Genomic DNA, 12,353 nt, shown 5'->3' on the forward strand with positions numbered 1-12,353 from the left:
AGCTGACTCCTTTGGAAGACCCGTTTCCAGGAGCCTCTTGGGAGCCAAGCGGACGGAAGCCGGGTCAAGTTTCGGAAAGCACCGGCATAGGATGAACTCACGTAAGTTCTTGATAAACCTGCCACAAGGGGCTGTGGCGTAGTCCAGCGAAGTTCGGTGCTGGAGTCATGCTGAAATAAAAAAACCCCGCATAAGGCGGGGTTCGTGAAAACGGATAGTCAATATGTCGGTATGAGGTGATCGCCTTCAATCTTGGAAGCAATCAGAGCAAGCATTGCCGCGCGCAGAGGAAAGAAATCAGACCAGCTTTTTCCGTCCTCTACGGTGGCTGTCCAGCCAGATACGCCATCGTATTTCAGGGATATTTTGAACTGTTCAATGAGAGGTCCGCCATCCGCCCAACGAGAGCTTGGGAAAAACTCAGCCTTCTTCCCGCTTCGCTCTTCGAATTGGAGACTAAGGATACTCTGGCCTCCAGGCGCCCAAGTGATATGCGGTTTGCGATTACAAACCCGCTGCCCCACAACGAAATCAATCCACCATCCTTCCAACTCTTCAATGCTTACAGATACTTGCGGCATCGAGTGACTCTCCTTGTGTGTAGAGCCCAATGAGTACACGCTCCAATCACAAAGGTCAAATCCTCGCCCGCTCGAACGCAAGAGGCTCAAGCGCTCTCATCTCCACGAGAGACAGCGGCGCAAAGCTTCGATCAAGCTGCAGCTCGGCAAAGCGCTCGACGCTCAGGCCGCCTTCGCGAAACAGCTTCGCCCGAACCGGGCCAATGGCTTTGTCCTGGAACGCCGCCGGCTGCTGCTTGAGCCAGTCGTAGTAGCTGAGGTCCGCCCTTACCTGCTGCGCGCCAGCATCGCCGATGGATGCGCGCGTGGCGCCCTCGGCGAACAGCGCGCTGAAGCGTGTCACCGCCACCACCGTCGAACGGCAGTTGATGTGGATCGGCGGCCTAGGCCCTTCGGTCAGCTTGAAACGGCGCTTGTCGAGCGTCCGGCACTGGCTGGTCGTCTTCGAATCCAGCGTGCTGACCCATTCCACCGACGGCACGACATCGGAGTTCGCTTTCAGCGTCTCCATGCGCGCTTGGGGGGCGACGTGCTGCACCGCCGTCCGCACGATGGCGCCGGCGTTGCGGTTGGTCGTGGCCAGGATGCCGTCGTTGTACTTCAGCGCCTTGGTGCCGCGAATGTTCTTGATGATCTGGAAATTGGTTTGGCCTTCGAAGAAGCCCTGCCGGATTGCGCCTGTGAGGCGTTGTCGCTCGGTGGTGGTGAAGCCCTCAATGAACGACTTGAGCAGCTTGCCGCCGTCCGCACCGCGCACGCTGAGCGGGTTGGTGAGGATTGCAGCACGTATCGCTGCAGCACCAGGCACCGCCGCATCGAACGAAACGCCAACAGGTGCCGCCCGGGTCAGGCTGGTCGCCTCGAACTCGGCCTCGTAATTGGCGATATCCACCAGATCAAGGTTCAGCTTCTCGCTGTACCGGTCGAAAATGCCCAGCAGAAGGCTGTCGACTTCGCTCAGCAGCCGCTCAAGCCGAGCGACGGTGTAATCCGTCAGGTCGGCCCGGGTCAGCCGCTCACGGATTGAGCGGTCGATCTCCTTGAGGAACGGCGCGAACTTCGCCACCTCCCCCGACTTCAATTGCTCAAGGAAGACGGCGTGCCGGATCGTGGCATCAAGGATTGCTTGGTTTGCCGCCATTCGGAATCACCTCTGCGTCATCAAGGGCTGGCCCGGTGCTCTGCGCTTCGAGTTCGTCCCGGATCTCGTCGTCCGTCTTCTCAGGGTTGATCACGCCTCGATCGCGCAGGTACTGCCAGAAGTCGCCTTCAGGGAGTTTGCCGCCCTGCACCGCATTGAACAGTGCAGCCAGGATCGTCGCGTCGAGAGTGATCTGGCTGAAGTCCTGATTGAGCTTGTAGACCACTTCACCGGAGACGTTCACGAACTCAGCCATCCATTCAAGGCACTGGCTGTAGGCTTCGCTGACGTTGCTGACCACCAGCGACAGGACGCTGTGTTCGGCGGCGCTGTCGTTGTCGGCCTGGGTTGCGGTCTTCACTGCGCTACCACGCTCAATGAGCCGCGCGCCGAGCGACACCATGTCCTGCTTCTTGGATTCCATGGCCTCCTTGGCCACCGTGTTCGGCTGAGCCTGCCAAACTCCGCAGGTGCCGTTTACCGGAAGCAGCCAAGGCGCTCGGGAGCCGAGGAATATCCCATTCGTCTCCATGTGATCGCGCCACTGCTCGTCCAAACCAGCCATCCACGGCTGAGGCTGACCCACCAGATAGGCAGCTTCCTCGTAATCCGCGCTGTTTCGGTAATGGCCGATGTTCACCTCGGCCATGTCGTACAGCGGTGCATCATCGATGGTCGTGTCGTTGTTCTCGCTGCCAACAAACTGGAACGGGATCACCTGCCATGGCCGGCCAATCCCATTCAGCGGCGTGAACGGAGCAACAATTTGAGAAGTCTTGCTCGAACCCTCCTCCCAAACCTCTTGCGTGTACTGGCCAGCAAGATCAAGGCGTAACACGCGGTATTGCACGACTTGCTCGCTACCGAAACCGTCATCCGTGTCGACATCGACTATCTCACGCAGCACTACAAGGCTGAGCAGGTGCTGGCCTCCGATCTGGCGGGTCTTCCAGTTGATGATCGACTCTGCGGTGTAGCTCGCGATGTTCGCTCGGGCACGGCCGGACAATTCGTCGGCCTTGCTGACAGTTCCAGCCTCAACCGCGGCGTAATCCACCAGCAGCCCATGGCGACCCACTTCGAGCAGGTGCCCGATCACCGACTGGGATTGTTGGTAGACGCTCACACCCTGACCGTCGACGTCCTTGGCCACGTAATCGAGCGCGCCGGGAACAGTCAGCGTGGGCCAGGTGCGGAATACCGCACCGACTAGGCTGTGCTTCGTGCGCCCCGTGGCGTTGTAGAACACTGCCCGCTTCTTGTACGCCTCGTAGCGCTGCTTGTTGTCCTCGCCGGTGTCGGCCGCGTTCGGCCTCGGCAGGTAGCGGTCGCCGGCAGCCTTCATGGTTTCCGACCCTTTGCAGACGTCGCGCACCAAGCGCCAGCGATACTGTGCCTCCTTGTACTCGGGACGAGTAAAAGTGACGTCCGTCATCGGGCGACTCCCATTTTCATTGAGGTGACCGGTTTAACGATCGGGTACTCGCGGTGAATGAAGTAACCGCCGCCGTCGTTGGCGTGGTCGTTACCTTGGCTCTTATCTGGCTCGCCGTTGGGCGCCCATATCTGCTGTTCCAGGCCGTCGGCGTATGTCGGGCAGGTGAACGGATTAACCAGGTAACGCCGCTCGCCCTGCGCGTTGCAGAACATGGCGTTCATGGCGTTGATCCGATCTTTAACCGGCGGGTTGGCCGCCGGCGCGATGACCGTGAAGCCTGCCTGCTTGAGCATGGCGATATCGGTGATGCTGGCATTGACCGATTTACGGGAATCACCGGAGGCGTCCGGGTATATCCGGATCTCGCAGGTCTTTCTGAAGTCGTTGCCGGTGTGCTCCCAGTACCGCTCTTTGATACGGCGGATCATGTCCGGCGTGTCGTAGCCATCCATCAACTCATCCACGGCGCGCGGCAGGCCCTGCTCACGTTTGACGTGGGTGATCGCCGCCATCTTGCCGACGTTGAAGTCCATGCCGATAAACAGCGGCTCACCGGGCTGCACAGTATCGAAGCACTGGTTCAACTTGCGGTCGTAAGCGTGGTAGATCGATCCGGACGTCAGGTTGACGAACTGGCCGTTCAAGTACGCGCGGATCAGCTGCTCGGGGTACGACTCCATCAGCGAGGCGATGTAGTCATCCGGTAGATTCAGCTCGTTGTCGAAGGTGCTGGCCTGGATCAGCCCATACATTTCCTTCAGCGCCGGCTTGTCGCGTAGCTGCTTCACGAACTGGAGAAAGACGAACTTGAAGCCTTCCGGCGTTGTGGTCACGTCCACGCCGTTCTTCAGCCCGGGAATGTTGTAACGCATCCGCGCAATGATCTTGCGCCAGGCCTGCTGCGCCTTTATCGACGTCAGCACGTCTAACTCGTCGACCAGCGCGTGACCGATCTTGAAGCCGACGATGGTCTGCGGCTTTTCCATCGAGCGGCAAATCACAGTGCCGCGATACTGCCGGCCGCTGTAGATGTGAACCTCATGGTTCGCCTGGTTGATTTTGGTCTTCAGCCCCCAGTCGTAAGCCACCTCCTCCATCGTGGGATAGAAGATGTCGCGGATCTGCGGGTAAGTCGGAGCGAAGTAACCGGAGTTGACGCCCGGCCACTCCATGAAATGCTTGCTGAGCGCTGAGCATCCGACCCAGGTCTTCCCAGAACCGAAGCCAGCAACGAAAGCGCGAAACTTGTGGGGCAACAGGAGGAACTGCGACTGCGGAACGTTAAGGCTCGGCATTCGGCTTCCTCGCATCCACTACGTCGACCTGAATGCGCGTCGGGATTGCCGGTTCGTCGTCAGGCTCATCCTTCCGGTGGCGATTGACGTAGACGTCGCCGACTTCTTTCGCGGCCTGTTCGAGGATCTGCATGGCCAGGCCGATGTTCTTCATCGTCTCCGCCTTCTCCACGAACCGGTTCATGGCGCGCAGGCGGTAGGCACGGTTCGCGATCGGGATCTCGGCAGTTTCTTCGCGGAAGCGCTTGCGGGCATCTTCAAACATCGTCACCCAGCGCTTGGCCAGGCCTTTCCCTGATGTCTTTGTCGGGTCGTGTGTCTCCACCTGTTGGCGGGTCACCGATATCCCGTATTCCTTTTGGACGGCTTCAACAACCTGTGACGGCGTGTCGAAGCACGCCAAGGCCTGAACGATAAAGGCCTTCACGTCGTTTTGAAGGGCTGCCATAGATTTTCATCCGTCCAGAGCCTGTCCAGAATCAGGCCGACTTGAGCAGACAGGTTCCGCAGGCCCTCGCAATATTCATTTTCCCTACCTCAGCAGGATTGTTTGCAGCGTCCACCAGCTCTTGCACTTGAGGGCTCGCCCCATAGCGACGCACTACGCCGACGAACTCTTCAACGTCGTGTCCGCGCATCTCAAGCTTGGGTAGACCTTCTTGGGTGAAGGCTGGCTGACCGTACTTATCGGTCGCCTGGGCGATGTGATACAGCTCGTGTTCCACCAGTGCGCAGAAGTCAGCGTCGCTGCACTGAGCGCAGTAGTCGGCAGCCAGGGTAATGATGTAGGCCGGCACGTCACCGAACCAATCCAGCATCTGCTGTTCCATTCGAGCCTTCTGCCAGCCACCAGCGCGAAACGCCACCTGCTCGGCTTGACCAACAACCGTGCGCCCCTTCTTGGTGAAGGCGGCAGATGCCCACATCACGCGGATGTCCGCATCGATCAGATGGGCGTGCTCTTCGTTGTGGATGCTTCCGGTGTCAGCGAGGATCTCGGCTTGAAGCCATTCCCAAACTTCAGGAGCTGGGGTCTGGCGGATTCCGAAGTCAGATAGATCAGACAGCTCAAGCAGGGAAGCTGGAGGGTATGGCCTGACCATAAGTCACCTTGAGCTTGAAATAGTGGCGCGTTGCCGGTATTGGTAAGAATCAACTCACCAGCAAGGAAGTGGACATGGCAGATACGAAATCAAACGCTCTCAGCGCCTCCGGTTATTACGGCGCCAATGCTGAAGGCAAGAGAATTCTCGCAGTATCCGCAGCGCTCGAATTGATTGCAGCCAGAGCGAGCAGCTCAACCCCATTCAACTTAGAGCCGGAAATCAACAACCTTTCCAAATATGCTGACCAGATACAGGAAGCAATCAACAAAAAGTGATTCACCCGTGCCGCACTCACGTGCGGCACATCTATAGGGTCGCGACACAATTTGCTGATTCGCGAAACGTGTCGCGACTTACTTGGATCGACGCTCGATCCCGCCCGGCGCCTTGTCACAGCGCAGACAGTGTTCACAGTTCAACGTCCGGCAGAGCCAGGCTTTCACCCGCTGCCACCAGATGACCATGAAGATGTGGCGCATACCAGCCAAGGCCAGTGAGACGTGTAGCGTGATCCCGGCCGTGGTCGGGCCCATAATGAAGATGTTCTGCTCCCGGCTCATCACGACGAAACCGCTGATGGCGATCGCCGAATAGATCAGCTTGCCGAGGATGCCGTCCCGCACTCGACCGCTCAGAACACACCAGGTCGCCCACAAGGCAATCAAGCCGCAGGCGATGGAGTTGATCAGTTCAAGACTCATGGTGGATTGCCTCCCCCGAACCGCTGGCGAATGAGCGCCCAGAGGTCAGCGGCTTTGATGGCCCGGTTGATGGCTGCGAGCAGCGATCCGCCGAATGTGCCCAGCAGGAAGCCGACACCGGCAACGATGTTCGGCTCGGTCACGCCGAGGTATGCACTGACCATACCGGTCAGGTATAGGGCGCAGGCCACGCCAGTGGTGAGGAAGATCAGCCAGGCGCGCCAATCGGTCAGATCGTCCTTGTGCCACCAACTGGCGACGATGACGCCGAACAGGCCGGCGATCAGCAGATCCAATCTGTCGAGCAGGCGGTGCAAAAAATCCATGCGCTCGACTCCGTGGGCATGAAGAAACGAAAAGGCCCCGATCAATGTCGAGGCCCAGAAATTTGATGCAGCGTTAAAACGAACGAACCACAGACCTAGTGGTCATAATTTAACCAGCACACATAGAAACACCCCGCAGTTCAGGCATAACCATCTCTCTCGGCCTCATATCCCGGCAGACCTCTCTGAATTCCAGATACTTAGGATCGACCCTTTTGGGTATGGCTTCGGCCAAGAGGCTCCAATGACAAACCCCGTCCACTACGCCATCCATTACATGAGGCACGGCGAGCCCGAGCACTTCATAACGACAGGGACCTCGTTTAGCGAGGAAGAAGCAATTCGCCTCGCTGCAAGTCACGCCGTCCAAGAGACAGAAAGCTGCATGGATTGCGGACTATCGAGAGAGGCAATGCTGCTCGAGGCTGGAAAACTGGGCGTGACCCAAGTCCGCTGGAACAGAGCTGGTTAACCCCTGCGAATGCAGAGGCCCTGAATAGGTGCGCTCGTCTTTCCGAGCTGTCTGCCAAAGGCCTTCTCAGCGTCGACGCCCCTATGCATCGATCTCGCTGATCTGGTCTCGCGCCACCCCGAAAGCAAGTTTGAGGTCAGGGTGCGCGGGCTGCCGGTGTTGATTCCGTACGTCGCACTATCCGGCTATCGACGTCCAGGCCTTCCCGAAGGCTGTCCTGGCTACAGGTAAATTCGAGGCATAAAAAAACCCGCACTGGGCGGGCTTTCTACTACCTGACACGGCTTATTTTCCTGGCGGCTACCCGCGAAACCTTGAGTACCACCAGCGCAATTAGCGCACCGACAAGCCCGCCAAATAGTCCCATCTGAAATGCTGCTGATGGCTCCATCCAACACGGGCTCAATGGCTTAAAAGGGTAGTAAAGGCATGGCTCAGGAAAGAGTGCCCGCCATACTGGTAACGCACCGCCGATGATCAGCAACCCTACCGTAAAGAGCAAAATAGCTATCCAGTGCGGTATGACGAGAAACCGCCTCCGAAGCACTGATAAGGCGATGACCAATACAAACGAAAAGAAACCAGGTAGGTAAAGTGTCACGAAGTAGATTTGGTCGAGCTGGTGGCCGGCAGTATCCATATCACCTCAGCAAAAAACCCGGCGCTTGGCCGGGCTTGAATGTCTATGTGCGTTTCGCGTTACTTGTGCACTATGGGAAAAGTACGCCCGAAACGCCGTCATGTCAACATAATTATGCCGCTTCTTGATCTTTTTCCGCGTGGATCACCTGCCATAGCGGCTGCTGCGCCTGAATATCCACTTCCTTAATGACTTCTTTCAGGGATTCCCACAATCCCAACCAGTCACGCGTCCAGTTTTTCGGGTCGATTGTCACACCGAAGAAGGCATCCATCTCAGCCGCCACCCGCGCCGGCCCCCACTCCGCCGCCCCTTGAACCTCCCCTTTGTACGACTGCAGGGCCAGAGTAACGAGGTACTGCGCTTTCACTCGCTTGGCCGAGGTCAGATCGGGTAGCGCCGCCTTGGCGGTGATCAGCAGCACCGCGTTCAGTAGATGTCCCATGTTCATCGCTGGGTGATACAGGTAGTGCCCAAATTGCTGAACCTGGAACGGCAGCGTGTCTATTGCACGCAGCACTTTTCCGATCATCGCCAAGTGTGCGGCGCGGGCAGTGGATCTCCCAACAGGCGTACGCCGAGTCTCGCTGATGCTGATCCGCTCGCGCACGACCTGAATACGCTCTTCTTTGTCATCGCCCAGTGCTGCGAACACAGCTTCGTGCCGGCGCATGCGGGCGCCCTTCTTCACCGGCGCCGACTCAGCCCGATCAATGGCCGCAGCGCTGATCGACGCGTTCGATTCATGCTGAGCCTCAGTCCATACCTGTCTTGCATTGATCAGTTTCATGCTGCTTCCTTTTTCAGTTCTCTGGTCTTCGCCCGATATTCGGCCTTGATGGTTTTAATTTCTTCGACGGTGTGCTTACGGGGCTCATGAGGCCCTTCGAGCCAAGCCACGGTTTCGGCGCCGATGCGCTGCACCAACCGGATGCGGTACTCGACCGCGTTACCGGACAGGTTGCGATTGCACTTCACGCACTGGCGGTGGATGTTCAGCGGCTCGAAGCGCAGCTCTGGGCAGGCGCCGACGGATCGGTAGTGTCCAGCGTCCCAGCGGCTGCCGGTGATCAGGTCGCTGTCATTCGGCATCGAGTCGCAGCTGATGCACGGCAAGTGCGCGTCACGCAGGCGGACGTATTCGTTCACAGCGGCCTGGGCTTCGCGCAGGTGGTCAGCTCTGGTCTTCAGTTTCTCTTTGCGGACTTGGATCTCGCGGCGATCACGCTGGGCGATCGCCTTCTTCGCTTTCTGTTCATTCCTGGGCGCGTCCTTAAGCGCGCAGGCCGGACCGCACACTGCCTGACCCAAACGCTGAGGGACGAATGAGGCCCCGCAGGAGGTAACACGGCATTTCTTCGGCTTGGGCGCCTTCTTTTCCTTGATGGCAGTCCGCATCAGTAGCGCCCTCCCCACTTGTCCTGCTCAGTCCAGCGCACGCCATGCTCGGCGCCGAAGGCGTGCATCAGCTCGAACAGATCGCTGAACCACTTCTGGGACTGCTTTCGGGTCGATACGGCCATCACGACGAAGCCACCGTCGAGGCCAGGCTCGGCGCGTTGCTTCTCCAGCGAGGCACTGAAAAGGCACTTCCAATCCTCGTCGCTGAGCTTCTTGCCATACCAGATCACCTGGTTGGAGACGTCCTTGAGCATTGCCCACATCTTGCGGTTGCAGACGTCCGGGCGCTTCTCGTCGCGGATCACTACCACTTTTGGCTTGCTCAGGTCGATGGCGTGGAGAACGCCGGCGAGGCGGTTGACGTCTCGCTGATCACGGATCGTGTATTCGGGATTCATGGATGTTCGCTCCCACAGGCAGAGCGTTGCAGGGACGGGGCTTCAGGCGCAGGCGAGCCCTGCTCGCTCCCACAGACAACTGACCGCCCTTTGCTCATGGCGGCGGCGATGGATGCGATGGCCGCTTGGCGCATTGGGTGCCTGAAGGAAACCTCATTGTTTTCATCCAGAAGCCCGCGCACCTCGGCTTCGTGCAGAATGAATTCGCGGGCATCCAGCGCAGCTCTACGCAGCGCCTTGTTCTCAGCTAGCAGCTCAAGCGCCACCTCCTCCATGGTTTTCTCCCCGAGGAATTCCTGTAGCGCATCGGTATTGCGCTTCCACTCCGCGCAGTCAGCTTTCCAGGCGGCGACCTCGCTCCACAGCAGGGACTGGAGTTTCTGTTTGTCGATGCTCATGTCAAAAGCCCTCCTTGCCGCGCTGAGATTCCCATTCGAACGGGACCACGATCATTCCGCCCTCGCGCAGGCGGTCGACGCAGCGCTCGCCCATTGCGCCCGGCAGTTGGTGCGCGTCGAGGTTGGAGATCACCACTGTCGGGCGCTCCTGCTCGTACCGGCCGTTGATGATTGCGAACAGGGTTGTCAGCTCGAAGTCGCTCGGCTGCTCCTTGCTCACGCCGACCTCGTCCAGCACCAGCAGGTCGGGGTCGATCAGGCTCGACAGAATTTCCGCCTCGGTGCGTTCGCTGTGCTTGTCGTAGGTGGAACGGATCGCCTGCAGGATCGCGCCGACAGTGCGGTACACCGCAGTGCGCGAGGTGTGGTGCAGCAGCTCGTTCGCCATGCCAGCCCCGAGGTGCGTTTTCCCGGTGCCGGGTTTTCCGATCAGCACCATGCAGCGGCCGGTCTTCAGGATCTCGTCGAAGATTTGTACGTAGTGCTGACAGAACCGGAGGGCTTTGCGCTGGCCTTCGTTCTCGGCCTGGTAGTTGCCCAGGGTGCGAGTAGTAAACCGTTTCGGGATCAACGCGTCGCCCAGCTTGCGAGCGAGGGACATGCGCAGCTCCATCGCCTTATTGGCCTGCTCGGCCGCTTCGGATTTCTCGCGGGCAATGCGGCTGCACTCCGGGCAGTTGCTTTTCAGCTCCCGGCCCAGCACCGCGTACACCTTCTGGTCGTAGGCGCCGTGGGTTTCGCAGTCAGCAGGCTGGATCCAGGTTCCCGGTGGAAGTTCTGGTGTCGATTGGACTGGCTCAGAGCGCATAGCTGCCGTCCTCCCGCATTTTCAGGCCGGCGGTGTAATTGCGATCGGCGAAGCCCGTATGGCGTGATTGCGACTCACGTTTCGGGAACTGGCGAACGTTGCTCGCACGGTTCTTGTCGTCCTTGACCCACTTCACCAAGAGCGAAACCCACTTGGATTGCGGGTGCACGCCGCCACCGGATTCGTGGTGGGCGGTGAATGGGGCCACGGCCTCCTTGGTGAACAGGTCAGGCGAGACACCGAAGTGAACGCAGTAGGTCTTCAGCAGTTTGGCGTCAGGCATCCAGTCGAGAGTCATCTCTACCGGAGACTTTGGGTCAACAGGTTCCAGATCTGGCTCTGGCTCGAATTCCGGAGCTGGCTCGCCCGCGTTGAGAGAGTGGTGTTGATCTTCTTCAGGAATCGGTGAATCAGAGAATCGGTGAATCAGGGCGTTATCCAACGGTGGGTTAACAGGCTCTAACTGTTCCTTAACGTTATTTTGCAGGTCTTTAACGTTAACCTTGTGTGAGACGCCTGTTATTACACCGTTTGACTTGCGTTCGTTAACGGTCAGGTAACCGTCTTTGTCGGGGATCGAGCTGTCTTTTTCCGTGCCGTGCGGGCGCTGATGCTTCTGGAAATTGTCGATCTCGATGGCGCTAAAGCCGTCGACGCTGTACCGCGAAATGAACTTCGCGCTGGCAAGGTTGGCAAGACCCGCCTCCACGTCGTAGGTATCGCACGGGAACAGCTCCATCTTGATTCGCTTGGGGCGATCCTCGAGACGCCCTTCCCGATCAGCCAGGCACCACAGCCCGATGAATAGTAGGCGGTCAAATGCTGGAAGCTCTGCCATCAGCTCGTTGCTGAACAGGCCAGGTTTGATATTGCGTGCGCGAGCCATTACACAACCTCCCTCAATTGGTGCTGCGCCCACAGACCAGCAACCCAGTTGACGCCCTTGGGAGTGAATTTCGATTGGTTGTAGGCGTGCCCGCTGTCAGTGGTGCCGGCCTTGACCTCGAAGCGGCCGGCGTCGATGTGTGGCTGGTAGGCCTGCCACTCGCCGCCCATGCGGTACATGATCTTTTTGTCGAGCAGGAACTCGCGAAAACGCGCTTCATTGGCTTTGAGCAGTTTGGCGACCTGGCGGAAGCCTTTCAGACCGGTAGACTCAACATATTTTTCGACAAAGGCGATCTTCGGCGCAGCTTCAATAAGCGCCTGATTGGCAGCCTGCTGAAGCTCAAACTGCTCAGCCCAAGCGCGAGCGGCGGCGGCAGGATTAGAGAAGTCAGGAAGCGTTGCCAAGACGCGTGGGCGAACCTGCTCTTCGAGTTCGGTCCAGCGGCGCACCACCGCCCTTCTCATTTTGGCGCTGTAACCAGTCAGGAGGGTCTCGGTCAGCTCTTTGTCCAGCAAATACTCGGTCTGCTCACGATTCATGCTGTCCAAATAGATGTGAGCAAAATCGCTCACATCTTCTTCGAGCTCAGAAGCCATCGCTTGGATGTCGCGCTTTACATCGGGATGACGCTTCCCCGTGAGTTCAGCAATTTCGCGAGACGACATGGTGGTACGCGACACATTTTCATAATTCGAAAAACGTGTCGCGGCCTGTCCGGTATTGTCCAGTTGTGGTTGTGCGTGCATAATCGGCTCCACT

Annotated in this window: 16 protein-coding genes; 1 reads left to right on the forward strand and 15 read right to left on the reverse strand. The window is 58.5% G+C overall.

Translation table 11 applies throughout. From position 1 onward, the window contains the following. Positions 1-218: 218 nt before the first annotated feature. The 6 genes from HXW87_RS21020 to HXW87_RS21045 are packed head-to-tail and all read right to left on the reverse strand — an operon-like array spanning position 219 to position 5,558. Positions 219-581 (reverse strand): phage protein NinX family protein, encoded by a 363-nt coding sequence (locus HXW87_RS21020; RefSeq protein ID WP_239777669.1) that lies wholly within the window; start codon positions 579-581, stop codon positions 219-221. 55 nt (positions 582-636) lie between these two features. Further along, positions 637-1,722, reverse strand: a complete 1,086-nt coding sequence (locus HXW87_RS21025) for a minor capsid protein (protein ID WP_239777670.1) — start codon at positions 1,720-1,722, stop codon at positions 637-639. Further along, positions 1,697-3,157 (reverse strand): DUF4055 domain-containing protein, encoded by a 1,461-nt coding sequence (locus HXW87_RS21030; RefSeq protein WP_239777671.1) that lies wholly within the window; start codon positions 3,155-3,157, stop codon positions 1,697-1,699. Before HXW87_RS21030 ends, HXW87_RS21025 begins: the two co-directional genes overlap by 26 nt. Then, positions 3,154-4,455, reverse strand: a complete 1,302-nt coding sequence (locus tag HXW87_RS21035) for a terminase family protein (protein WP_239777672.1) — start codon at positions 4,453-4,455, stop codon at positions 3,154-3,156. The genes HXW87_RS21030 and HXW87_RS21035 overlap by 4 nt, the downstream gene beginning before the upstream one ends. Then, complete coding sequence (locus tag HXW87_RS21040) at positions 4,442-4,903, reverse strand: DUF2280 domain-containing protein (RefSeq protein WP_098963826.1); 462 nt, start codon at positions 4,901-4,903, stop codon at positions 4,442-4,444. The genes HXW87_RS21035 and HXW87_RS21040 overlap by 14 nt, the downstream gene beginning before the upstream one ends. Positions 4,904-4,934: 31 nt before the next feature. Continuing rightward, complete coding sequence (locus HXW87_RS21045) at positions 4,935-5,558, reverse strand: putative metallopeptidase (protein WP_239777673.1); 624 nt, start codon at positions 5,556-5,558, stop codon at positions 4,935-4,937. A 74-nt stretch (positions 5,559-5,632) separates the two neighbouring features. Here HXW87_RS21045 and HXW87_RS21050 point away from each other — a divergent pair, with 74 nt between their 5' ends. Next, positions 5,633-5,836, forward strand: a complete 204-nt coding sequence (locus HXW87_RS21050) for a hypothetical protein (protein ID WP_239777674.1) — start codon at positions 5,633-5,635, stop codon at positions 5,834-5,836. Positions 5,837-5,914: 78 nt separating this feature from the next. Here the strand turns inward: HXW87_RS21050 and HXW87_RS21055 are convergent, their stop codons facing one another. The 9 genes from HXW87_RS21055 to HXW87_RS21095 form a co-directional block, all read right to left on the reverse strand. Continuing rightward, positions 5,915-6,262: a hypothetical protein gene (locus HXW87_RS21055; RefSeq protein ID WP_239777675.1), complete on the reverse strand. Its 348-nt coding sequence runs from the start codon at positions 6,260-6,262 to the stop codon at positions 5,915-5,917. After that, entirely contained in the window at positions 6,259-6,588 is a 330-nt protein-coding gene (locus HXW87_RS21060) for a hypothetical protein (protein WP_047297555.1), read from the reverse strand. The genes HXW87_RS21055 and HXW87_RS21060 overlap by 4 nt, the downstream gene beginning before the upstream one ends. Before the next feature lie 1,224 nt (positions 6,589-7,812). Further along, positions 7,813-8,490 carry a hypothetical protein gene (locus HXW87_RS21065; protein ID WP_239777676.1) on the reverse strand — a complete coding sequence of 226 codons (678 nt, stop codon included), beginning with the start codon at positions 8,488-8,490 and terminating at the stop codon, positions 7,813-7,815. Beyond that, positions 8,487-9,098, reverse strand: coding sequence for a recombination protein NinG (locus HXW87_RS21070; RefSeq protein WP_239777677.1), 612 nt, complete (start codon positions 9,096-9,098; stop codon positions 8,487-8,489). The genes HXW87_RS21065 and HXW87_RS21070 overlap by 4 nt, the downstream gene beginning before the upstream one ends. After that, positions 9,098-9,499: a recombination protein NinB gene (locus tag HXW87_RS21075; protein WP_103486675.1), complete on the reverse strand. Its 402-nt coding sequence runs from the start codon at positions 9,497-9,499 to the stop codon at positions 9,098-9,100. The genes HXW87_RS21070 and HXW87_RS21075 overlap by 1 nt, the downstream gene beginning before the upstream one ends. Beyond that, positions 9,496-9,897, reverse strand: coding sequence for a hypothetical protein (locus HXW87_RS21080; protein WP_239777678.1), 402 nt, complete (start codon positions 9,895-9,897; stop codon positions 9,496-9,498). The genes HXW87_RS21075 and HXW87_RS21080 overlap by 4 nt, the downstream gene beginning before the upstream one ends. A 1-nt stretch (position 9,898) precedes the next feature. Further along, on the reverse strand, positions 9,899-10,705 hold the full coding sequence (locus HXW87_RS21085; RefSeq protein ID WP_239777679.1) for an ATP-binding protein: 807 nt from the start codon (positions 10,703-10,705) through the stop codon (positions 9,899-9,901). Then, complete coding sequence (locus HXW87_RS21090) at positions 10,695-11,591, reverse strand: DnaT-like ssDNA-binding domain-containing protein (RefSeq protein ID WP_236170475.1); 897 nt, start codon at positions 11,589-11,591, stop codon at positions 10,695-10,697. Before HXW87_RS21090 ends, HXW87_RS21085 begins: the two co-directional genes overlap by 11 nt. Continuing rightward, positions 11,591-12,340, reverse strand: coding sequence for a phage antirepressor KilAC domain-containing protein (locus HXW87_RS21095; RefSeq protein ID WP_236170474.1), 750 nt, complete (start codon positions 12,338-12,340; stop codon positions 11,591-11,593). The genes HXW87_RS21090 and HXW87_RS21095 overlap by 1 nt, the downstream gene beginning before the upstream one ends. Between the last annotated feature and the right edge of the window lie 13 nt (positions 12,341-12,353).

The sequence above is a fragment of the Pseudomonas sp. Y5-11 genome (assembly GCF_022368695.1).
In the GTDB taxonomy this organism is placed as follows: Bacteria; Pseudomonadota; Gammaproteobacteria; order Pseudomonadales; family Pseudomonadaceae; genus Aquipseudomonas; species Aquipseudomonas parakoreensis.